The following is a 22,825-nucleotide window of genomic DNA, read 5'->3' as shown; positions in this document are numbered from 1 at the left end:
CTCAATGAACCTCGACCACGTCGCCCTGCAAACGCTGCAGGGCATCGGTTACCGGCTGGGGCAGCAACTGGCGCAGGCAATTGTAGTGACCGAAACGGCAGGTACGGTCAAAGCACGGGCTGCAATCCAGGCCCAGGCGCACCACTTCGACCTTGTCGGCCAACGGCGGAGTGAAGCCTGGGGATGTGGAGCCGTACACGGCCACCAGCGGACGGTTCAGCGCCGCCGCCACATGCATCAGGCCGGAATCGTTGGACACCACCGAGTCAGCGCACGACAACAGGTCGATGGCCTCGGCCAGGGACGTGTCGCCACTGAGGTTCACCGCCTCTTCACGTAGGCCGGGGATCAGGCGCTGGCGAATGTCTTCACCCACCGAATGATCGTTCTTGGAACCGAACAACCACACCTGCCAGCCTTCGCGGATCTTCGTCTCGGCAACTTTGGCGTAATGCTCCGACGGCCAGCGCTTGGACTCGCCAAATTCGGCGCCCGGGCACAAGGCCAATACGGGCCGATCCAGGGTCAGGCCGAACTTGGCCAGTGCCGCGTCGCGGGTCACCGGGTCGATCTGCAAGCTGGGGCGCGGGTACGGCTTGGGCAGTTCAGCGCCCGGCTCGTGGGCCAAAGCCATAAAGCGTTCGATCATCAACGGGTAACGGGCTTTATCCAGGGTGCGCACGTCATTGAGCAGCACATAGCGAAACTCGCCGCGCCAGCCGGTGCGCTTGGGGATACCGGCAAAGTACGGCACCAGCGCCGACTTCAGCGAGTTAGGCAGCAAGATTGCTTGGTCGTACTGGCCGGCCATGGACTTGCCGATGCGTCGGCGGGTCGCCAGCTCCAGGGCGCCGTGGCCGAGCGGAAAGCTCAAGGCCTTGCGCACCTCGGGCATGCGCTCAAGGATCGGCCGGCTCCACTCAGGGGCGAGCACGTCGATCTGGCAGTCTGGATAGCGCAGGCGCAGGCACTGAAACAGTGTCTGTGCCATCACCATGTCACCGACCCAACTGGGCCCAACGATCAGAATATTCATGTAGTTTCCACAAACGATGCGGGGAGGCCTATGCCTCCCCGCATCGATAATGACTGTAGATCGCGGTGCGCCAGGGAGCATCTTTATGTGGGAGCTGGCTTGCCTGCGATTGCATCACCTCGGTATCACTGATAAACCGAGGCGCCTGCATCGCGGGCAAGCCCGGCTCCCACATTAATCCGCATCCCATATAAAAATTGGCGTCGCCAATCAGTCGAGTTTCAATTTAAGCCCAGCGCTTGCCAGATTCGCATCACCTGTCGCCGCTCGTCGGCGAACTGGTCCCCAGCTACCGTACCGGCCTCGTTCTGCAAAGCCTGGCGGTGCGCGGCTGAGCGGTAGGCCTTATACACCTCACGCAGCAAATGGGCATCGGCGGCGGGCATCAGCCCGACCTGCTCCAGGCCCTCCAGAATGCGGATATTGTCGGTGTAGCGCAGCAACGATGGATGTTGCGCAGACCACGCCAAAGCCGCGTATTGCACCATAAATTCAATATCGACGATACCTCCGGCGTCCTGCTTGAGGTCGAACAGCGCCGTGGCCTCGAAGGCATTGGCGCCCCTGCCGGCCGTCGTGGCCTTGGTGCCCAGGTTGTCACGCATCTTGGCCCGCATCTCGCTGACCTCCTGGCGCAGCTTCTCCAAGTCCCGTTCACGCCCCAACACGTTAGCCCGTACCTGCTCGAACGCCTGGCCCACATCCTGGCTGCCCACCAGCACCCGCGCGCGGATCAGGGCCTGATGTTCCCAGGTCCAGGCTTCATTTTGTTGATAGCGATCAAACGCACCCAGGGAACTCACCAGCAAGCCGGATGCGCCGGAAGGTCGCAGGCGCATGTCCACTTCATACAGCTGGCCGGAGTTGGTCTGGGTGGTCAGCAGGTGAATGATGCGCTGGCCCAGGCGTGTAAAGAACTGCGCGCCATCGATCGGCTTGGCACCGTCCGTCTCGGCCTGGGGGTCGCCGTCATGGATAAACACCAGGTCCAGGTCCGAACCATGCCCCAGTTCGATGCCGCCGACTTTCCCATAACCGACAATGATGAACCCAGGATCGCACAGGGTGCCGTCCAGTCGCTGCGGCGAGCCGTGACGGGCGACCGTCTGGCGCCAGGCCAGGGCCAGCACTTGTTCAAGAATGGCTTCGGCCAGCCAGGTGAGGTAGTCGCTGACTTTCATCAACGGCAGGCTGCCAGCGATTTCGGAAGCGGCCACCCGCAGGCGGTGCGCCAGTTTGAAATGGCGCAAGGCTTCCATTTGTTGCTCAAGGTCATCTTCGGGAATGCGCGTGAGGCGCTCGCGCAACTCCGCGGCCAGTTCCGGCGCCAGCGGCGGCTTGAACAAGCGGCCTTCGTTGAGCAACTCATCCAGCAACAGCGGGAAACGGGTGATCTGTTCGGCGATCCACGGGCTGGCCGCGCACAATGTCAGCAGGCGACGCAGGGCGTCGGGGTTCTCGGTCAGCAACACCAGGTAGGCCGAACGCCGGGCCACGGCTTCCACCAGCGGCAACACACGCTCCAGCACCAGGTCCGGGTTGGCATGTTCAACGGCCTGGGCCAGCAGGCGTGGGATAAACGCATCCAGGCGCTCACGCCCCAGGCGCTGCATGGCGCGCAACTGCGGGCTGGCACGCAGGCTGGCCAAGGCCTTGAGGGCCTTGGGGGCATCGGTGAAACCGCCTTCACTCAGTTGGCGGCACGCAGCGTCGTCATCCTGGGATTCCTCCCACAGTGGCAACCATTCACCACCGACCACTAATTCGCTTTCTTCGCCCTCTTCTTCATCAGGGTCGGCAATCACTTGGCGAAAGTGCCAGTCCACGCGACCACGCCAGTACATCAGGCGCTCATGGAACGCCGCCCAGTCACCAAAGCCCAACATAAAGGCAATGCGCGCCTGGTCTTCGGGGCTGTCCGGCAGCATTTGCGTCTGGCGGTCGGCAATCGCCTGGATCGCATGTTCGGTGTAGCGCAGGAACTCGTAACCACTGCGCAGCTCGCTGATCACCGCCGCAGGCAAATAACCCTGGCCTTCCAGCGTGCCCAGCACGTTCAACAGCGGGCGTTGCTGCAGGCTGAGGTCGCGGCCGCCATGGATCAGCTGGAATGCCTGGGCGATAAATTCCACCTCACGAATGCCGCCCGCGCCCAGCTTGATATTGTCGGCCATGCCCTTGCGCCGCACTTCCTGCTGGATCAGTTGCTTCATGGTGCGCAGCGCTTCAATGGCCGAGAAGTCCAGATAACGGCGATAGACAAACGGGCGCAGCATGTCGAGCAGTTGCGCGCCAGCCACCTGGTCGCCGGCCACCACCCGCGCCTTGATCATGGCGTAGCGCTCCCAGTCCCGGCCCTGGTCCTGATAGTACTGCTCCAGCGCGTTGAAGCTCAGTACCAGGGCGCCGGCCGAACCGTAGGGGCGCAAGCGCATGTCGACACGGAAGACAAAACCGTCGACGGTCATCGGGTCCAGGGCCTTGATCAGTTTTTGACCCAGGCGAATAAAGAACTCCTGATTATCCAGGGCGCGCTTCACGCCCACCGTTTCACCGCCTTCGGGATACGCGAAGATCAAGTCGATATCCGACGACAGGTTCAGCTCCACCGCTCCGAGCTTGCCCATGCCGAGGATGACCATGTGCTGTGCCTCGCCGCTGCGTGCGCCGGTCGGCGTGCCGAACTGGGCGCAGTGGCGCTGGTACAGCCATTGATAGGCCTGGTCGATGCAGGCATCGGCCATGTCGGACAGATCGCGACAGGTTTGCACCAGGTCGGCCTGGCGTGTGAGGTCGCGCCAGATGATGCGCACCTGCTGGCGCGTGCGTTGGCGGCGCAGCACACGGCCCAGCTCATCTTCTGTTTCGGCCTGTTGCACGGCACCGGCTATCTGGCTGCATAGCTCGCCGGGCGCAAAACCGCGGTCCAGCTCGCCCCAAGCCACCAGCTCCAGCAACATCAAAGGGTCACGAACACTCTGTTCAATGACGAAATCACTGGCAGCGCACACGCGGGCGAAGTCCGCCCACCGTTGCGGCGTCCACGCAGAAAGGCCATGATCGTCGTCCAGCGCGGCCACCGCGTCACGAAATGACTGCTCGGCCCGGTGGGCGTAAGGCAACAGAATGGCCGGCAGTGCGGCCAGCGTTGGAAGGCTCATGGTCTATCCTTGATCGGCGTGTAAATGGCGTGTAGTTGTGAAGGCAAGAGCCATGCTCGGTGAAGGACTGTCGAACAAAGGTTAGAAATAGCTGAAATTAAATTAATCTTGGCAGGCAACATCAAAGTTTCACCTTTTCTTGTTCGCAATAGACCAACAATAACGATTATGCTCACCAGCAAGACCGAGCCATACGCTCAGTCTTGTGTAGTTTTACTACTCGTATATACATTCGAAAGGCTGAAATGGCCGACGATTTGTAGTAAAACTACAGGACGCCGAAGCAACCTTCGGCCATCCAAGAATTTATGTCGTCTGCCCACAAGGCCAGTCGCAAACTTCAGGCAACCGATTCTGGTAGCCTTTCCGCCCTGGAGCAAGCCATGCAAGACCTCGATCCCGTCGAAACCCAGGAATGGCTGGACGCCCTGGAATCGGTTCTCGACAAAGAAGGCGAAGACCGTGCTCACTACCTGATGACCCGTATGGGCGAACTCGCGACCCGCAGCGGCTCGCAACTGCCATACGCCATCACTACGCCATACCGCAACACCATCCCCGTTACCCACGAAGCACGCATGCCTGGCGACCTGTTCATGGAACGCCGCATTCGCTCGCTGGTACGTTGGAACGCCATGGCGATGGTAATGCGCACGAACTTGAAAGATTCGGACCTGGGCGGTCACATCTCCAGCTTCGCTTCCAGCGCAACCCTGTATGACATCGGCTTCAACTACTTCTTCCAGGCCCCGACCGACGAACACGGCGGCGACCTGATCTACTTCCAGGGCCACACCTCGCCAGGCGTCTACGCCCGTGCGTTCATGGAAGGTCGCATCAGCGAAGAACAAATGAACAACTTCCGCCAGGAAGTCGACGGTCAGGGCCTGTCGTCCTACCCGCACCCGTGGCTGATGCCTGATTTCTGGCAGTTCCCGACCGTTTCCATGGGTCTGGGCCCGATCCAGGCGATCTACCAGGCACGCTTCATGAAGTACCTGGAAGCCCGTGGCTTCATCCCTGAAGGCAAGCAGAAAGTCTGGTGCTTCCTGGGCGACGGCGAGTGCGACGAGCCTGAATCCCTGGGTGCCATTTCCCTGGCCGGCCGCGAGAAGCTCGACAACCTGATCTTCGTCATCAACTGCAACCTGCAGCGCCTCGACGGCCCGGTTCGCGGCAACGGCAAGATCATCCAGGAACTCGAAGGCGTGTTCCGCGGCGCCCAGTGGAACGTGACCAAAGTCATCTGGGGCCGTTTCTGGGACCCACTGCTGGCCAAGGACGTCGACGGTATCCTGCAACGTCGCATGGACGAAGTCATCGACGGCGAGTACCAGAACTACAAAGCCAAAGACGGCGCGTTCGTCCGTGAGCACTTCTTCAACACGCCTGAACTCAAGGCGATGGTTGCCGACCTGTCCGACGACGAGATCTGGAAGCTCAACCGTGGCGGCCACGACCCGTACAAGGTCTACGCGGCGTACCACGAAGCGGTCAACCACAAAGAACAACCCACCGTCATCCTGGCCAAGACCATCAAGGGTTATGGCACCGGTGCCGGCGAAGCGAAGAACACCGCGCACAACACCAAGAAAGTCGACGTCGACAGCCTGAAGTTGTTCCGCGACCGCTTCGACATTCCGGTCAAGGACGAAGAGCTGGAGAACCTGCCGTTCTTCAAGCCAGAGCCAAACAGCGCCGAAGCCCGCTACCTGAGCGAGCGTCGCAGTGCACTGGGCGGTTTCGTGCCACAGCGCCGCGCCAACAGCTTCAGCGTACCGACGCCAGACCTGAGCACCCTCAAGGCTATCCTTGACGGCTCGGGCGACCGTGAAATCTCCACCACCATGGCCTTCGTGCGTATTCTTGCGCAGCTGGTCAAGGACAAGGAAATCGGCCCGCGCATCGTCCCGATCATCCCGGACGAAGCCCGTACCTTCGGTATGGAAGGCATGTTCCGTCAGTTGGGCATCTACTCCTCCGTCGGCCAGCTCTACGAGCCAGTCGATAAAGACCAGGTGATGTTCTACAAGGAAGACAAGAAGGGCCAGATCCTCGAAGAAGGCATCAACGAAGCAGGCGCCATGAGCTCCTTCATCGCTGCCGGTACTTCGTACTCCAGCCACAACCAGCCAATGCTGCCGTTCTACATCTTCTACTCGATGTTCGGCTTCCAGCGTATCGGCGACCTGGCCTGGGCCGCTGGCGACAGCCGCACCCGTGGCTTCCTGATCGGCGGCACCGCCGGCCGTACCACGCTGAACGGCGAAGGCCTGCAACACGAAGACGGTCACAGCCACATCCTGGCTGCCACCATCCCGAACTGCCGCACCTTTGATCCAACCTACGGCTATGAGCTGGCGGTGATCATCCAGGACGGCATGAAGAAGATGACCGAAGAGCAGCAGGACGTTTTCTACTACATCACCGTGATGAACGAGTCCTACCAGCAGCCAGCCATGCCGGCCGGTGTAGAGGAAGGCATCATCAAGGGCATGTACCTGCTCGAAGAAGACACCAAGGAAGCGGCGCACCACGTACAGCTGATGGGCTCCGGCACCATCCTGCGTGAAGTGCGTGAAGCGGCGAAGATCCTGCGCGACGAGTTCAACGTAGGTGCCGACGTATGGAGCGTGACCAGCTTCAACGAACTGCGCCGTGACGGCCTGGCCGTGGAGCGCAGCAACCGTCTGCACCCTGGCCAGAAGCCAGCCAAGAGCTACGTTGAAGAGTGCCTGGCCGGCCGTAAAGGTCCAGTCATTGCCTCTACCGACTACATGAAACTGTTTGCTGAACAAATTCGCCAGTGGGTCCCGTCCAAGGAATTCAAAGTCCTGGGCACCGATGGTTTCGGCCGCAGTGACAGCCGCAAGAAGCTGCGTCACTTCTTCGAAGTCGACCGTCACTTCGTGGTGTTGGCAGCCCTGGAAGCCTTGGCTGACCGTGGTGAGATCGAACCTAAGGTGGTGGCTGACGCTATCGTCAAGTTCGGGATCAACCCGGAAAAACGCAACCCACTGGACTGCTGAGGAGATTTTTTGTGAGCGAACTCATTCGCGTACCTGACATCGGCAGCGGTGAAGGTGAAGTAATCGAGCTGTTTGTGAAGGTCGGCGACACCGTCGAAGCCGACCAGAGCATCCTGACCCTGGAGTCGGACAAGGCGAGCATGGAAATCCCTGCTCCCAAGGCCGGCGTGGTCAAGAGCCTGAAAGTGAAGCTGGGCGACCGCCTGAAAGAAGGCGACGAACTGCTGGAGCTGGAAATCGAAGGCGCTGCTGATGCAGCCCCTGCGGCCGCGGCTCCGGCCGCCGCTGCACCTGCACCTGCTGCTGAAAAGCCTGCCGCTGCCGAGGCTGCTCCAGCCCCGGCTGCTGCACCTGCCGCCGCCACCGTCCAGGACATTCACGTCCCGGATATCGGCTCGTCGGGCAAGGCCAAGATCATCGAGCTGCTGGTCAAGGTCGGCGACACCGTCGAAGCCGACCAGTCGCTGATCACCCTGGAGTCCGACAAGGCCTCCATGGAGATCCCATCGCCGGCTGCCGGCGTAGTGGAAAGCATCGCGGTCAAGCTGGAAGACGAAGTCGGCACTGGTGACTTCATCCTCAAGCTGAAAGTACAAGGTGCTGCCCCAGCAGCCGCTCCAGCACCGGCGGCTGCTCCGGCTGCCAAGGCTGAAGCCGCTCCGGCCGCTGCTGCCCCAGCACCTGCTGCAAAAGCCGAGGCCACACCGGCCCCTGCGGCTGCCGCACCTGCGCCAAGCGGTGCCAAGGTGCACGCCGGCCCAGCCGTGCGTCAGCTGGCCCGTGAATTCGGCGTCGAGCTGAGCGCTGTTGCAGCCAGCGGCCCTCACGGTCGTGTGCTGAAGGAAGACGTGCAGGTCTACGTCAAAGCCATGATGCAAAAAGCCAAGGAAGCTCCGGCTGCCGGCGGCGCTACCGGTGGTTCGGGCATTCCGCCGATCCGTACCGTGGATTTCAGCCGTTTCGGCGAAATCGAAGAAGTGCCGATGACCCGCCTGATGCAAATCGGCGCGGCAGGCCTGCACGCCAGCTGGCTGAACATCCCGCACGTGACTCAATTCGACCAGGCCGATATCACCGACCTGGAAGCGTTCCGCGTTGCGCAGAAAGCCGTGGCCGAGAAGGCCGGTGTGAAGCTGACCGTACTGCCACTGCTGCTCAAGGCCTGCGCGCACCTGCTCAAGGAACTGCCGGACTTCAACAGCTCGCTGGCGCCAAGCGGCAAGGCGATCATTCGCAAGAAGTACGTCAACATCGGCTTTGCCGTCGACACTCCGGATGGCCTGCTGGTACCGGTCATCAAGAACGTCGATCAGAAGAGCCTGCTGCAGCTCGCTGGCGAAGCGGCTGCGCTGGCTGCCAAGGCCCGCGACAAGAAGCTCACCCCGGACGACATGCAGGGCGCCTGCTTCACCATCTCCAGCCTCGGCCACATTGGCGGTACTGGCTTCACGCCAATCGTCAACGCGCCAGAAGTGGCGATCCTGGGTGTGTCCAAGGCCACCATCCAGCCTGTGTGGGACGGCAAAGCGTTCCAACCCAAGCTGATGCTGCCACTGTCGCTGTCCTACGATCACCGCGTGATCAACGGCGCCGCGGCTGCGCGCTTCACCCAGCGCCTCAGCCAGCTGCTGAACGACATCCGCACCATCCTGCTGTAAGTCACAGGGCCTTCCTGTTACCGGGAAGGCCCTTGCCACACCGATTTCCGAGCGCCACGCTCGTACCTCAACCCCGCCACTTGGCGGGGCTTTTTTTGCCTGTTTTTTCTGTAGGAGCGAGCTTGCTGTGGCGAGGGAGCTTGCTCCCGCTGGGGCGCGAAGCGCTCCCAAGTTTTTGGGGCCGCTACGCAGCCCAGCGCAAGCAAGCTTGCTCGCCACACGCGACCGTACCTGCGTCAACGCACCACCGATCACCCCAATTACAGAAATCCCTCGCGCGGCCGATAACAGGCTATAGCACTTAGCCTTCATCCTCTCTTGTCACTGCGTGCTGCATGATGCAACCTTGCCGCAGTCGACAGTCAAGAGGGCGTGAGCCCAGCGCAGTGCGCATTTTCCCAAGCGAGTTTCCCCATGAAAAGCCAACCCGATGTCGCCCGTATGGCGGCCGAGGTAGTGACGCAATTACCGGTGCCTTCGCGCCTCGGTATGTTGCGTTTCGAGCGGCTTAATGAGGCAAGCTGGGCCCTGCTCTACCTCGATCCCAATTGCGAACGCCAGTTCGGCCTGCCGGCGGTTGAACTCTGCGCCTTGATCGGCACGCCCTACGCCAGCCTGATGGAACCCCAGGCGCGCTACCAGTTGCACGATGCGATCCAGCAACAACTGGCCCACAGCCCCCATTATCTGGTGCGCTATACCCTGCACACCCATGACGGCCCGCTGAGCGTGCTGGAAATGGGCGAGGCCTACAAACAACACAACCGCCACCTGGTGCGCGGCTACCTGATGGTGGTCGAGGGGCTGTTCAGCGAGACCAGCGCGCCCGCCCCGACCGCCGACCTGGAAAACCAGAACAGCCGCCTGCAAATCGCCCTGGAGCTCAACCAGCGAGCGCAGCAAGAACAGTTGCAACACCTGGAGCGGGTACGTGCCCAGCAGGAATTGATCCTGCTGCTGGCGCGCCAACGCTACACCACGCCCAACTCCCTGCAAGAAGCGGCTGAACTGATCACGCGCAGCGCCTGCGACATTTACCAGATCGACTGCGCCAGCATCTGGAACCTCGAAGGCCATCATCTGGTACCGATCTCCGCCTACCACCGCGCCGATCAACAACACCGCCTGCCTGAAGCCATCGATGCCAGCAGCTTCCCGGATTACCTGGAAGCCCTGCACTCCAGCCGTGCGATCGATGCCACCCACGCCCTGCGCGACCCACGCACCCGGGAAATGGCCGAAAGCCTGCGCGCCAAGGACATCCACGCGATGCTCGACGCCAGCATCCGTGTCGACGGCCAGGTCGTCGGCGTGCTGTGCCTGGAGCAAGGTGGCAGCCCGCGCGCCTGGCAGTCCGATGAGATCGCGTTCGCCGGCGAGCTGGCAGACCAGTTCGCCCAGGTCATCAACAACCACAACCGCCGTACCGCCACCAGTGCCTTGCACCTGTTCCAGCGGGCGGTGGAACAAAGCGCCAACGCATTTCTGCTGGTCAATTGCGACGGCGTGGTGGAGTACGTCAACCCCAGCTTCACCGCGATTACCCAGTACAGCGCCGAAGAAGTCCATGGCCATCGCCTGGCCCAACTGCCGGCCCTGGAGAACCTCAGCGAATTGCTCTTCGACGCGCCCTCGGCCCTGGCCAAAAGCAACAGCTGGCAAGGTGAGTTCAAAAGCCGCCGCAAAAACCTGGAACCCTACTGGGGCCAGCTGTCGATTTCCAAGGTGTATGGCGACAACCGCGAGTTGACCCACTACATCGGCATCTACGAAGACATCACCCAGACCAAGCTGGCGCAGCAGCGCATCGAACGCCTGGCCTACACCGACAACCTGACCAACCTGGGCAATCGCCCGGCGTTCATTCGCAACCTCGACGAGCGCTTTGCCCGCGACAGCGACAGCCCGATCAGCCTGCTGTTGGTGGATATCGACAACTTCAAGCGCATCAACGACAGCCTCGGCCACCAGACCGGCGACAAGTTGCTGATCAGCCTGGCACGCCGCCTGCGCAACAGCTTGAGCAGCGGCGGCAGCCTGGCACGCTTTGCCAGTAACGAATTCGCGGTGCTGTTGGACGACGCCGACCTTGAGACCGGCCAGCAGGTGGCCAGCCAGTTGCTGACCACCCTCGACAAGCCGATGTTCGTCGACAACCAGCTGATCAGCGTCACCGGTTCCGTGGGCCTGGCCTGCGCGCCGCTGCATGGTCGCGACCCACAGACCCTGATGCGCAACGCCGGCCTGGCCCTGCACAAGGCCAAGGCCAACGGTAAGCACCAGGTACAAGTGTTTACCGAAGCCCTGAATGCCGAGGCCAGCTACAAGCTGTTTGTAGAAAACAACCTGCGCCGTGCCCTGACCCAGAACGAGCTGGACGTGTTCTACCAGCCCAAGCTGTGCCTGCGCAGCGGTCGCCTGCTGGGCATGGAAGCGCTGTTGCGCTGGAACCACCCGGAAAAGGGCATGATCCGCCCCGACCAGTTCATCAGCGTGGCTGAAGAAACCGGGCTGATCATCCCCATCGGCAAATGGATCGCGCGCCAGGCCTGCCGCATGAGCCGGCAATTGACGGCCGCAGGCCTGGGTAACTTGCAGGTGGCCATCAACCTGTCGCCCAAGCAATTCTCCGACCCGGACCTGGTGTCCTCGATTGCCACCATCCTCAAGGAGGAGCAGCTGCCGGCCAACCTGCTGGAGCTGGAGTTGACCGAAGGCTTGCTGCTGGAAGCCACCGAAGATACGCGTCTGCAACTGGACCAGCTCAAGAGCTTCGGCCTGACCCTGGCGATGGACGACTTCGGCACCGGTTACTCGTCGCTGAGCTACTTGAAAAAATTCCCCATCGACATCATTAAGATTGATCGCAGCTTTATCCACGAAATCCCGGACAACCAGGACGACATGGAAATCACCTCGGCGGTGATCGCCATGGCCCACAACCTCAAGCTCAAGGTCGTGGCCGAAGGCATCGAGACCGCTGAGCAGTTGGCGTTCCTGCGCCGGCATCGTTGCGACGTGGGCCAGGGCTACCTGTTCGACCGCCCGATCCCGGGTGCCGAGCTGATGCAAAGGCTTAAACGCTACCCGCGCGGGCCAATCGCCTGACAGCGCTGTAACACTCGGGCACACTGGCTGTCTGATAATTTACTGTTACTCAACCTGACGAGAGGACTGATCATGGTCTTGCGCTCGGAAATTCTGGTGAACAAAAACGTGCTGCCTACCCAAGAACAAGCGTTGCCTGGTCGTGAAACCCCAATGAAGTTGCCCGAAACGCACTTCGTCAACGGCAACCCACTGCTGGGCCCGTTCCTGGATGATGTCGGCTTTGCGATCTTCGGCCTGGGCTGCTTCTGGGGCGCAGAACGCAAGTTCTGGCAGCGCGACGGCGTGGTCAGCACCGTGGTCGGCTACGCCGGCGGCTTCACGCCTAACCCGACTTATGAAGAAGTCTGCTCGGGCCTGACCGGCCATAGCGAAGTGGTGCTGGTGGTGTATGACCAGGCCAAGGTGAAATACGAAGACCTGCTGAAGATGTTCTGGGAACTGCACAACCCGACCCAGGGCATGCGCCAGGGCAACGACATCGGCAGCCAGTACCGTTCGGTGATCTACGCCACCACACCTGAGCAACTGGCGGCGGCCAAGGCCAGTGCCCAGGCTTATCAACAAGAGCTGAGCAAGGCCGGCCTGGGTGAGATCACCACGGAAATCGAAGAAGCCCCGACGGTGTACTTCGCCGAGGCGTATCACCAGCAGTACCTGGCGAAGAATCCGCAGGGTTACTGTGGGATCGGCGGCACTGGCGTGACCTGCCCGATCTAGGGAGCAATACAAATAAAATGTGGGAGCGGGCTTGCTCGCGAAAGCGGAGTGTCAGTCACTGAATTTGCTGACTGATATACCGTTTTCGCGAGCAAACCCGCTCCCACATTGGGTCCTGCGTTTGGATTGAGATCGGTTATTCGGCGATGAGCCAATCCATCTGCCAGCCACCTTGGGTCTGGCCCAGTTGCTTGGACAACCATGGCAGCAACTCACGCAGTTCTTCTTCCAACCCCCACGGCGGGTTGGCAATCGCCAGGCCCGAGCCGGTGAGGGTATTGGGCGTGTCCAGCGGATGCACCAGCAACTCCACACGCAGCAATTTCGGCGCACCGGTACCGGCCAGGTCCTGGTAGAAACGGCGCAACATGCGCTGGTCTTTCACCGGGTACCAAATCGCCGCCACCGTCTGGCGCATACGGCTAACGGCCTCCTTGAGGGACGCGGCGCAACGCTGCATTTCGTCGAGCTTTTCAAACGGCGGGTCGATCAGCATCAGCGCGCGCTTTTCCGGCACCGGCAACAAGGCCCGTGGCACATGCCAGCCTTCGCCCAGGTGCACTTTGACGCGGCGATCACCTTTCATGTTGTCCTTGAGCAGCACGCCATCTTCGGGGTGCTTCTCGTTGAGCAGCACACGGTCCTGGGGCCGCGTGAGACGGCGCGCCAGTTCCGGCGAGCCCGGGTAGTAGCGCAACTGGCCATCCGGGTTCATCTCGTGCAGCACGCGCATGTAGTCGGCGGTAAGCGGCGGCAGGTCGCTTGCGCCCCACAGGCGGGCGATGCCTTCCAGGTATTCACCGGTGCGGTTGGCCTGGTCGCCCTGCAAGTCGTACAAGCCAATGCCTGCGTGAGTGTCGAGGTAGGCGAACGGCTGTTCCTTGCGCGACATCAGGGCGATGAGACGGGTCAAGGCCAGGTGTTTGAAGACATCGGCATGGTTGCCGGCGTGAAAGGCGTGACGATAATTCATGGTTGCTCCTGCGCAGGGGGCGAAGTTTACCTTCTACCGACGCAAAGGTGCAGGGCCACACGGCAGGCGGCACGGATGTCACGCTATCGCCAGGGGCTCAACTGAGTTGCGAGGCAAGGTAATCAGCCAATGCGCCATGGCTGATTTGCGGCCTGCGTGCGAAGTAGCCGACCTTGTGCTGCAAGGTGGCTGGCGCAAACGCAGTGTAGAGGTCAGGGCGCTGCTCCTGGAGCCATTGCAGCAGGTTGTCGACCAGCACCTGCGGTGACTGCTGCGCCATAGGCGTCAGCAACGATGCCGGCACCTGCCACCAGGGGCTGGTGGGGGCCGCGGTGACTGATTTGGGGGCCACCGACAGCGGCTGGCCGTTGATCAAGTAGCGCTGGAACACCGGCAGCACGTGCGCAGCCTCGTCGCCTAACGACTGCAGGATCGGCAAAAGGTGCGCGCCGTCCCAGAAACGCAAAAACACCGGCTGGCTTTCCGGCAGGTACACCTGGGTCAAGCCCTTCAAATGCGCGATCACCACGTCCAGCGGGCTGGAAGAGACCGCCAGCCAGCCCCAATCCGGCGCTTGGGTGGTGGCTATCCAATCGAGAAAGGCACTGCTCGGCTCAACGACGCCAACGTAGGGCATGACCTCATCCCAGTCAGCGTAAGCCGTGCCCGCCCAGATCGGTCGTGGCATCTTTGCGACAGCCGTGGCTTGCCACACGGCGAGCGGCTTGGCGTCGCTGGCATTGCCCAGCACGGCGTACAGCTGTTCATCAGGCTGCAGCGGGTAGTGCGCCAGCCAGGCATTGGGCGTCAAGAGCGCGGGCATCAGGACGCACTCCGTGCATGGGCGCCGATGTCACACTGGCCGTTCTTGCAGCGCTCACATTCTTCGCAGAACGGCGCGCTGCGTTTCAGGCTGAGCACTTGTGCACGGCTTAACGGCGCCGGAACCACTGTCAATAAAGTTTCCTTTAACCCGGGCATTAACGGCGCCGGCGTCGGGGCAGACGCACTGCCGAGCTGGATCGGCACACTGCTGAATATCCCGCCCGCTGACAACGTGATCGACTGCCCGCCCGCCTGGATCGTCACGCTGGCACCCGCATCAATGATGATGTTTTGCCCGGCCCCCAGCGCAATGGTCTGTCCGGCACGCATGTGCTGCGAACCGCCAACCACCAGATGGTCATCCTGCTTGAGCTGCGTTAAACGGTTGCCCTGGGTAATGCGCTGCTCTTCGCCCAGCAACTCATGGCGCGACTCGCCGCCCACCTGCACGCGACGCCGGTTGTCGACCTGTACCTGCTGGTCGTGCAATACATGCTGGGTCCAGTCCCGCTGGGCGCGCAGGTAGATTTCTTCGGCGCCCTTGCGGTCCTCGATACGCAGTTCGTTGTAGCCACCACCGCCAGGGCTGCTCTGGCTACGCCAGAGACTGCGGGTCTTGTCCGCGGGCAGGTCGAGGGGCACAGGTGTGGCAGCGTTGGGCAGGCACCCCACCACCAGCGGCATGTCCATGTCGCCATTGACGAACCCCACCAGCACTTCCATACCGACCCGGGGGATCAGCACCACGCCATAACGGTCATGGGCCCAGCCACTGGCGACCCGCAGCCAGCAACTGGAATGGTCGTTGTGCTCACCGACACGATCCCAGGCCAGTTGCACCTTGACCCGGCCGTACTCGTCACAGTGGACCTCACTGTCAACCGGGCCGGTGACCACCGCGCTTTGATACCCCGACACCGTCGGGCGCGGCGGCTCCGGCAAAGGCGGACGAAACACCGCATCCCATGGCGCGGCGACAAATGTGTTGCGATACCCCTGGCGCAGCTCCCCACCTTCCTCCTCGGTGACCACCTCTTCCAGCACCTGGGGCTGTTTGCCCTCATGGCGCACCTGTGTCACCAGCCACAAATCATTCCAGTCCTCGCGGGGGTGCTCACGCAACTGCAAAAACCGGCCACTGGCCAATGCCGGCTCATCGCCCTGGCCATGGGCACTGCGGTAGTCGCTGCGGTGCCGCTCCAAGCCACGCTGGGCGAGGTACCTGCCATGGGCTCGGTCATAAAAATTGCCGGGGTAGTGCTGCGTTTCAAGCTTGGGCAAAGACTCATCGACGGCTGCGCTTTCCAGCTCGACATGGGGTTTGCGAAAGTCGTAATCGCGAAGATTCAACGCCGTGGTCCGGGTCGCCAATTGCAAGGTGAAGCGCTTGATCCCAGGGGTATCGGCAACCATTCCCGAACCCGGCCGGTAAGGCGTGGGCTGATCCATCTGGGCAAACACGGTCTGATCATCACCAAACACCAGCAGGTGCCCGCCGGGGGAATGCTGGAAGTGATAATGAATCCCCAGCTCGGCACACAGGCGCTGGATGAACGCCAGGTCGCTCTCGCCGAACTGCACGCAATATTCACGCTCAGGGTAATCACCGCTCAACCGGAACTCGAAGCGGTCACTGTGAATCCCCTGCGCGGCCAGCACCTGGGCAACAATCTGCGGCACCGTCTTATGCTGGAAAATACGCTGGTGACTGCTGTGCGCCAGGTACGCCAGATGCGGCGCAAGGCTGAGCTGGTAGCGCGTCAAGCGCCGGCCCGAGTCGCCCTGGGCAACCCGATACACCAGGCCATGAACGCCATGCCCCTGCTCATCGAAGCCCAAGTACACCTGGCGATGCAGCAAGCTCTCCAGGTCGACATCCGGCTGCTCGCTGACCAGCTCAAGTTCAAAACGATAGGGCTGGCTGATGGCCTCGGTGCCGCTGAACGCGAACACCTTGAAGTCACTGGGCGCCCCATCCAGGGCCAGGGTAAATGCAGGTTGGTTGGCAGGAGCGAACATCCGGTGTTTCTCTGCGAAGGGTGAGCGGCCGATTCTGCACCAGCCGTTCGCCTGGCCGAGCGCTGCGTTGGCAAATAAGTAAGGTCCTACGTGAGCACCACTGGAATCCACAGGCATCAACGGCAATTGCATCAATAAGCCCATATAAAAAAAGGCCCAGCGTCCTTGGGACGTGGGCCTTTCTTGTTCGCTCAGCAGCCGTTAAACGACCAGCGAATTACTTGTTCAGGTTGTAATCTTTTTCCGCAGCATCAAAACGCTCGACCATACCCACCGTCGGTGCGCCCATCTTGCTCACGAAGTAGATCGCCAGGCTGGCGAAGATGAAGCCTGGGATGATTTCGTACAGGCCCAGCAATTCGAAGTGTTTCCACACGATTACGGTGATCGCGCCGACCAGGATGCCGGCCAGTGCGCCGTTGCGGGTCATGTTTTTCCAGATCACCGAGATCAGCACCACTGGGCCGAATGCCGCGCCGAAACCGGCCCAGGCGTAGCTGACCAGGCCCAGTACGCGGTTTTCCGGGTTGGCGGCCATGGCGATGGCGATCAAGGCCACTACCAGCACCATGATGCGACCGACCCATACCAGCTCAAGCTGGGAAGCGCCTTTACGCAGGAACGCCTTGTAGAAGTCTTCGGTCAGGGCGCTGGAGCACACCAGCAGTTGGCAGCTCAGGGTGCTCATCACAGCCGCCAGAATGGCCGACAGCAACACACCGGCAACCCATGGGTTGAACAGGATTTTGGCCAGTTCGATAAACACACGCTCTGGGTTTTCAGTTACCGGGCCTGCCACCTCAGGATGCGCCGAGAAGTAGGCGATGCCGAAGAAGCCCACTGCCACGGTACCGCCCAGGCACAGGATCATCCAAGTCATGGAGATGCGACGTGCGTTGGCAATCGACTTCACCGAATCGGCTGCCATGAAACGCGCCAGGATGTGCGGCTGGCCGAAGTAGCCCAGGCCCCAGCCCATCAGCGAGATGATGCCGATGAAGGTGGTGTTTTTCAGCATGTCGAAGCTGGTCGGATCCTTGGCTTCAATGGCCAGGAAGGTGGTGTCTACGCCGCCGGTAGCCAGCAGCACGATGATCGGCGTGAGGATCAGCGCGAAGATCATCAGCGTGGCTTGTACGGTGTCGGTCCAGCTGACTGCCAGGAAACCACCGATGAAGGTGTAGGCAATAGTCGCCGCGGCACCGGCCCACAGCGCGGTCTCGTAGGACATGCCGAAGGTGCTTTCGAACAGGCGGGCGCCGGCGACGATGCCGGAGGCGCAGTAGATGGTGAAGAACACCAGGATCACCACGGCGGAGATGATCCGCAGCAGGCCGCTTTTATCTTCGAAGCGGCTGGAGAAGTAATCCGGCAGGGTCAGGGCGTCGCCGTTGTGTTCGGTCTGCACGCGCAGGCGGCCGGCCACGAACAACCAGTTGAGGTAAGCACCGACGATCAGGCCGATGGCAATCCAGCTTTCCGACAGACCGGACATGTAGATCGCGCCCGGCAAGCCCATCAACAGCCAGCCGCTCATGTCGGAAGCACCGGCGGACAAGGCTGTCACCACGCTACCGAGGCTGCGGCCGCCCAGGATGTAATCGGAAAGGTTGTTGGTGGAGCGATAGGCCATCAGGCCGATCAGCACCATTGCTGCGATGTAGATCACGAACGTGATCAAGGTTGGATTACTAACGCTCATAGGAGTGACGCCCTGGCTTTGTTTTTATGTAGCGACGGTCATGGGGACGGCCACCCGTGGATAACCGGATAGACGAACCTGCATGCCGCGCATTTATGACTGGCGTTTCCCCAGGAAAGCCGCCAGCCGATGAACCCACCCTGAGGGTTGGTTGCACCTTGGTGCGCGAATGCTATTCAACAAAGCAAATAAGGTGCAACCAGTTTCTGCCGATTAAGTTGCACCCAAGTGTGTTTTAGGACAAACGCGCTTTTTTTGCTCCTTTTCGGAGCAAGAACAGCCGATCTCAGAAGCAAATGCACCAGCGTGAAGCGGATTCCGTCGTGAGTTTAATTTTTTCCGATCAAGCGTCGAACATTTAACCAACAAAAGGGTTGCACCCGGTTGCACCTCAGGATGGGCAAAGCTAATCTTGCCGCCAGCAGATGCCACTCGGTAGTGGCACCCATGAGGATAAAAAAATGGCAACGACCACCCTTGGGGTCAAACTCGACGACCCGACCCGCGAACGCCTGAAGGCCGCCGCGACCTCCATTGATCGCACGCCGCACTGGCTGATCAAGCAGGCGATTTTCAATTACCTGGAGAAACTCGAGGGTGGTGCAACCCTGTCCGAGCTCAATGGCTTGAGCAGCAAGGAGGCCGATGATGCCGGCGAGGTCCAGGCCGACCACGCCCACCAGTGCTTCCTTGAGTTCGCCGAGAGCATCCTGCCACAATCGGTGCTGCGCGCTTCGATTACCGCCGCTTACCGCCGCCCGGAGCCGGAAGTGGTGCCGATGCTGATCGAACAGGCGCGCCTGCCGGCACCGATGGCCGAAGCCACCAACAAGCTGGCCGCGAGCATTGCCGAAAAACTGCGCAATCAGAAGAGTGCCGGCGGCCGTGCCGGTATTGTTCAGGGCCTGTTGCAAGAATTCTCCCTGTCGTCCCAGGAAGGCGTGGCGCTGATGTGCCTGGCCGAAGCGCTGCTGCGTATCCCGGACAAAGGCACCCGCGATGCGCTGATCCGCGACAAGATCAGCACCGGCAACTGGCAGCCGCACCTGGGCAACAGCCCATCGCTGTTCGTCAACGCCGCTACCTGGGGCCTACTGCTGACTGGCAAGCTGGTCGCCACCCACAACGAAGCAGGCCTGACCTCGTCCCTGAGCCGCATCATCGGCAAGAGCGGCGAGCCGATGATCCGCAAGGGCGTCGACATGGCCATGCGCCTGATGGGCGAGCAGTTCGTCACCGGCGAAACCATCGCCGAAGCCCTGGCCAATGCGAGCAAATTCGAAGCCAAGGGCTTCCGCTATTCCTACGACATGCTCGGTGAAGCCGCACTCACCGAACACGACGCCCAGAAGTACCTGGCCTCGTACGAACAAGCCATTCATTCCATCGGCAAAGCCTCCCATGGCCGTGGGATCTATGAAGGCCCGGGCATCTCCATCAAGCTCTCCGCCCTGCACCCGCGCTACAGCCGTGCGCAGTACGAGCGTGTGATGGACGAACTGTACCCGCGCCTGCTGTCTCTGACCTTGCTGGCCAAGCAGTACGACATCGGCCTGAACATCGACGCCGAAGAAGCCGACCGCCTGGAGCTGTCCCTGGACCTGCTCGAGCGCCTGTGCTTCGAGCCGCAATTGACTGGCTGGAACGGCATCGGCTTTGTGATCCAGGCGTACCAGAAGCGTTGCCCGTATGTGATCGACTACGTCATCGACCTGGCCCGCCGCAGCCGCCATCGCCTGATGATCCGCCTGGTAAAAGGCGCGTACTGGGACAGCGAAATCAAGCGCGCCCAGGTCGAAGGCCTGGAAGGCTATCCGGTGTACACCCGCAAGGTGTACACCGACGTTTCCTACATTGCCTGCGCACGCAAACTGCTGTCGGTGCCGGAAGTCATCTACCCGCAGTTCGCCACGCACAACGCCCACACCCTGTCGGCTATCTACCACATCGCTGGTCAGAACTATTACCCCGGCCAGTACGAGTTCCAGTGCCTGCACGGCATGGGCGAACCGCTGTACGAACAGGTAGTCGGCAAGGTTTCCGAAGGTAAGTTGAACCGTCCGTGCCGTGTGTACGCGCCGGTTGGTACTCACGAAACACTGCTGGCCTACCTGGTGCGCCGCCTGCTGGAAAACGGCGCCAACACCTCGTTCGTCAACCGTATCGCTGACCAGTCCATCTCGATCCAGGAACTGGTAGCCGACCCGGTGGCCAGCATCGAGCAAATGGCAACCCAGGAAGGCGGTTTCGGCCTGCCGCACCCGCGCATCCCTTTGCCGCGTGACCTGTACGGCAGCGACCGCGCCAACTCGGCCGGTATTGACCTGGCCAACGAACATCGCCTGGCCTCGCTGTCCTGCGCCCTGCTCGCCACCGCTCACAACAACTGGAAGGCCGCGCCGATGCTCGGTTGCGCCGCCAGCAATGAAGCGGCACAACCGGTGCTGAACCCTTCCGACCTGCGTGACGTGGTCGGCCAGGTACAGGAAGCCACCGTCGAAGACGTCGACAACGCCATCCAGTGCGCCATCAGCGCCGCGCCGATCTGGCAGGCCACCCCGCCCGCCGAACGCGCTGCCATCCTGGAGCGCGCCGCCGACCTGATGGAAGGCGAGATCCAGCCGCTGATGGGCCTGCTGGCCCGCGAAGCCGGCAAGACCTTCGCCAACGCCATCGCCGAAGTGCGTGAAGCCGTGGACTTCCTGCGCTACTACGCAGTGCAGGCGCGCAACGACTTCACCAATGACGCCCACCGCCCATTGGGCCCAGTGGTGTGCATCAGCCCGTGGAACTTCCCGCTCGCCATCTTCAGCGGCCAGGTAGCTGCAGCGCTGGCTGCCGGTAACCCGGTGCTGGCCAAGCCTGCCGAGCAGACGCCGCTGGTTGCTGCCCAAGCCGTACGCATCCTGCTTGAAGCTGGCATTCCGGAAGGTGTGCTGCAATTGCTGCCAGGCCAGGGCGAAAGCGTCGGTGCCCGCCTGGTGGGTGATGATCGCGTCAAGGGCGTGATGTTCACCGGCTCCACCGAAGTGGCGCGCCTGCTGCAACGCAATGTCGCCGGTCGCTTGGATGCCCAGGGTCGCCCGATTCCGCTGATCGCCGAAACCGGTGGCCAGAACGCGATGATCGTGGACTCCTCGGCGCTGACCGAACAAGTGGTGATCGACGTCGTGTCGTCGGCCTTCGACAGCGCCGGTCAGCGTTGCTCGGCCCTGCGCGTGCTGTGCCTGCAGGAAGATTCGGCAGACCGTGTAGTCGAAATGCTCAAGGGCGCCATGGCTGAATGCCGCCTGGGCAACCCGGAACGCCTGTCGGTCGACATCGGCCCGGTGATCGACGCCGAAGCCAAGGCCGGTATCGAGAAACACATCCAGGCCATGCGCGACAAAGGCCGCAACGTTTACCAGGTGGCGATTGCCGACGGTGAAGAGATCAAGCGCGGCACCTTCGTGATGCCGACCCTGATCGAGTTGGAAAGCTTCGACGAGCTGCAACGCGAGATCTTCGGCCCGGTGCTGCACGTGGTGCGCTACAAGCGTAAAGAGATCGACCAGCTTATCGGCCAGATCAACGCTTCCGGCTACGGCCTGACCTTGGGCGTGCACACCCGCATCGACGAGACCATCGCCAAGGTGATCGACAACGTCAATGCCGGTAACGTCTACGTCAACCGCAACATTGTTGGCGCCGTGGTCGGTGTGCAACCGTTTGGCGGCGAAGGCCTGTCGGGTACTGGTCCGAAAGCCGGTGGCCCGCTGTACCTGTATCGTTTGCTGTCGACTCGTCCTACCGATGCGATCGAGCAATCCTTCGTACGGGGCGACAAGTTGGCCGCGCCGGATGTGCGCCTGCGTGATGCCATGAGCCAATCGCTGACCGCTCTGAAAACCTGGGCCGACAGCCATAAGTTCAGTGAACTGAGCGCCCTGTGCACGCAGTTCTCCGCCCAGTCGCAAAGCGGTATCACTCGCCAATTGGCTGGCCCGACCGGCGAGCGCAACAGCTACGCCATCCTGCCGCGCGAGCACGTACTGTGCCTGGCCGAAGTGGAAGGCGACCTGCTGACCCAACTGGCGGCGGTATTGGCCGTCGGTGGTTCGGCGGTATGGCCGGAAACCGAGCTGACCAAGGCCTTGTTCCCACGCCTGCCAAAAGAGATTCAGGCGAAGATCAAGCGCGTGGCCGACTGGACAAAGGACGACGTGGTGTTTGACGCCGTGCTGCACCATGGTGATTCCGACCAACTGCGTGCGGTGTGCCAGCAAGTGGCACAGCGCGGTGGGGCGATTGTTGGGGTGCATGGCCTGTCGCAAGGCGAAACGGCGATTGCGCTGGAGCGTCTGGTGATCGAGCGTGCGTTGAGCGTAAACACCGCTGCGGCGGGTGGTAACGCCAGCCTGATGACCATCGGCTAACTGACACAGTGCAGTAAAGGTGTGGGAGCGGGCTTGCTCGCGAATGCGGAGTGTCAGGTTTAGATGTACTGACTGATCTACCGCCTTCGCGAGCAAGCCCGCTCCCACATTGACGGCGTCGTAACGCCCTTATCTCGTTCTGCCCCTGTATCACTTAGATCAATCTTGCTACCCACCCT

At 61.5% G+C, this 22,825-nt stretch carries 11 protein-coding genes; 5 read left to right on the top strand and 6 right to left on the bottom strand.

Annotated features, from left to right (window positions below; all coding sequences use genetic code 11):
- Position 1: 1 nt before the first annotated feature.
- On the bottom strand, positions 2-1,036 hold the full coding sequence (waaF, locus tag ODQ19_RS08735; protein ID WP_330209817.1) for a lipopolysaccharide heptosyltransferase II: 1,035 nt from the start codon (positions 1,034-1,036) through the stop codon (positions 2-4).
- A gap of 221 nt (positions 1,037-1,257) precedes the next feature.
- Positions 1,258-4,197 (bottom strand): bifunctional [glutamate--ammonia ligase]-adenylyl-L-tyrosine phosphorylase/[glutamate--ammonia-ligase] adenylyltransferase, encoded by a 2,940-nt coding sequence (gene glnE / locus ODQ19_RS08730; protein WP_116666231.1) that lies wholly within the window; start codon positions 4,195-4,197, stop codon positions 1,258-1,260.
- A gap of 383 nt (positions 4,198-4,580) precedes the next feature.
- Between glnE and aceE the strand changes: the two genes are divergently transcribed.
- The 4 genes from aceE to msrA all read left to right on the top strand — a co-directional run bounded on the left by aceE (position 4,581) and on the right by msrA (position 12,712).
- Positions 4,581-7,226 (top strand): pyruvate dehydrogenase (acetyl-transferring), homodimeric type, encoded by a 2,646-nt coding sequence (gene aceE, locus ODQ19_RS08725; protein ID WP_116666230.1) that lies wholly within the window; start codon positions 4,581-4,583, stop codon positions 7,224-7,226.
- Positions 7,227-7,237: 11 nt separating this feature from the next.
- Positions 7,238-8,884: a dihydrolipoyllysine-residue acetyltransferase gene (gene aceF / locus ODQ19_RS08720; RefSeq protein ID WP_330209816.1), complete on the top strand. Its 1,647-nt coding sequence runs from the start codon at positions 7,238-7,240 to the stop codon at positions 8,882-8,884.
- A 414-nt stretch (positions 8,885-9,298) separates the two neighbouring features.
- Entirely contained in the window at positions 9,299-11,992 is a 2,694-nt protein-coding gene (locus tag ODQ19_RS08715; RefSeq protein WP_330209815.1) for a putative bifunctional diguanylate cyclase/phosphodiesterase, read from the top strand.
- Positions 11,993-12,064: 72 nt separating this feature from the next.
- Positions 12,065-12,712 (top strand): peptide-methionine (S)-S-oxide reductase MsrA, encoded by a 648-nt coding sequence (msrA, locus tag ODQ19_RS08710; RefSeq protein ID WP_034134734.1) that lies wholly within the window; start codon positions 12,065-12,067, stop codon positions 12,710-12,712.
- 136 nt (positions 12,713-12,848) lie between these two features.
- Here msrA and ODQ19_RS08705 read toward each other — a convergent pair whose 3' ends face one another.
- The 4 genes from ODQ19_RS08705 to putP all read right to left on the bottom strand — a co-directional run bounded on the left by ODQ19_RS08705 (position 12,849) and on the right by putP (position 18,231).
- Positions 12,849-13,685, bottom strand: a complete 837-nt coding sequence (locus tag ODQ19_RS08705) for a 23S rRNA (adenine(2030)-N(6))-methyltransferase RlmJ (protein ID WP_330209814.1) — start codon at positions 13,683-13,685, stop codon at positions 12,849-12,851.
- 97 nt (positions 13,686-13,782) lie between these two features.
- Entirely contained in the window at positions 13,783-14,508 is a 726-nt protein-coding gene (locus ODQ19_RS08700) for a DUF4123 domain-containing protein (protein WP_330209813.1), read from the bottom strand.
- On the bottom strand, positions 14,508-16,529 hold the full coding sequence (tssI, locus tag ODQ19_RS08695; protein WP_330209812.1) for a type VI secretion system tip protein TssI/VgrG: 2,022 nt from the start codon (positions 16,527-16,529) through the stop codon (positions 14,508-14,510). The genes ODQ19_RS08700 and tssI overlap by 1 nt, the downstream gene beginning before the upstream one ends.
- Before the next feature lie 217 nt (positions 16,530-16,746).
- Positions 16,747-18,231, bottom strand: coding sequence for a sodium/proline symporter PutP (gene putP / locus ODQ19_RS08690; RefSeq protein WP_330209811.1), 1,485 nt, complete (start codon positions 18,229-18,231; stop codon positions 16,747-16,749).
- Between the two features lie 461 nt (positions 18,232-18,692).
- Between putP and putA the strand changes: the two genes are divergently transcribed.
- Positions 18,693-22,646: a trifunctional transcriptional regulator/proline dehydrogenase/L-glutamate gamma-semialdehyde dehydrogenase gene (putA, locus tag ODQ19_RS08685; RefSeq protein ID WP_330209810.1), complete on the top strand. Its 3,954-nt coding sequence runs from the start codon at positions 18,693-18,695 to the stop codon at positions 22,644-22,646.
- Positions 22,647-22,825: the final 179 nt, after the last annotated feature.

Origin of the sequence: Pseudomonas sp. AM4(2022) (genome assembly GCF_036346515.1) — a bacterium.
In the GTDB taxonomy this organism is placed as follows: Bacteria; Pseudomonadota; Gammaproteobacteria; order Pseudomonadales; family Pseudomonadaceae; genus Aquipseudomonas; species Aquipseudomonas paracarnis.
This window is presented reverse-complemented; position numbering and strand designations above follow the sequence as displayed.

What these genes read in the sequence shown, in the direction of transcription:
- ODQ19_RS08700 (WP_330209813.1), bottom strand. Translation starts at nt 14,508, where the DNA reads ATGCCCGCGCTCTTGACGCCCAATGCCTGGCTGGCGCACTACCCGCTG.
- ODQ19_RS08715 (WP_330209815.1), top strand. Translation starts at nt 9,299, where the DNA reads ATGAAAAGCCAACCCGATGTCGCCCGTATGGCGGCCGAGGTAGTGACG.
- putP (WP_330209811.1), bottom strand. Translation starts at nt 18,231, where the DNA reads ATGAGCGTTAGTAATCCAACCTTGATCACGTTCGTGATCTACATCGCA.
- ODQ19_RS08705 (WP_330209814.1), bottom strand. Translation starts at nt 13,685, where the DNA reads ATGAATTATCGTCACGCCTTTCACGCCGGCAACCATGCCGATGTCTTC.
- glnE (WP_116666231.1), bottom strand. Translation starts at nt 4,197, where the DNA reads ATGAGCCTTCCAACGCTGGCCGCACTGCCGGCCATTCTGTTGCCTTAC.
- aceE (WP_116666230.1), top strand. Translation starts at nt 4,581, where the DNA reads ATGCAAGACCTCGATCCCGTCGAAACCCAGGAATGGCTGGACGCCCTG.
- putA (WP_330209810.1), top strand. Translation starts at nt 18,693, where the DNA reads ATGGCAACGACCACCCTTGGGGTCAAACTCGACGACCCGACCCGCGAA.
- tssI (WP_330209812.1), bottom strand. Translation starts at nt 16,529, where the DNA reads ATGTTCGCTCCTGCCAACCAACCTGCATTTACCCTGGCCCTGGATGGG.
- msrA (WP_034134734.1), top strand. Translation starts at nt 12,065, where the DNA reads ATGGTCTTGCGCTCGGAAATTCTGGTGAACAAAAACGTGCTGCCTACC.
- waaF (WP_330209817.1), bottom strand. Translation starts at nt 1,036, where the DNA reads ATGAATATTCTGATCGTTGGGCCCAGTTGGGTCGGTGACATGGTGATG.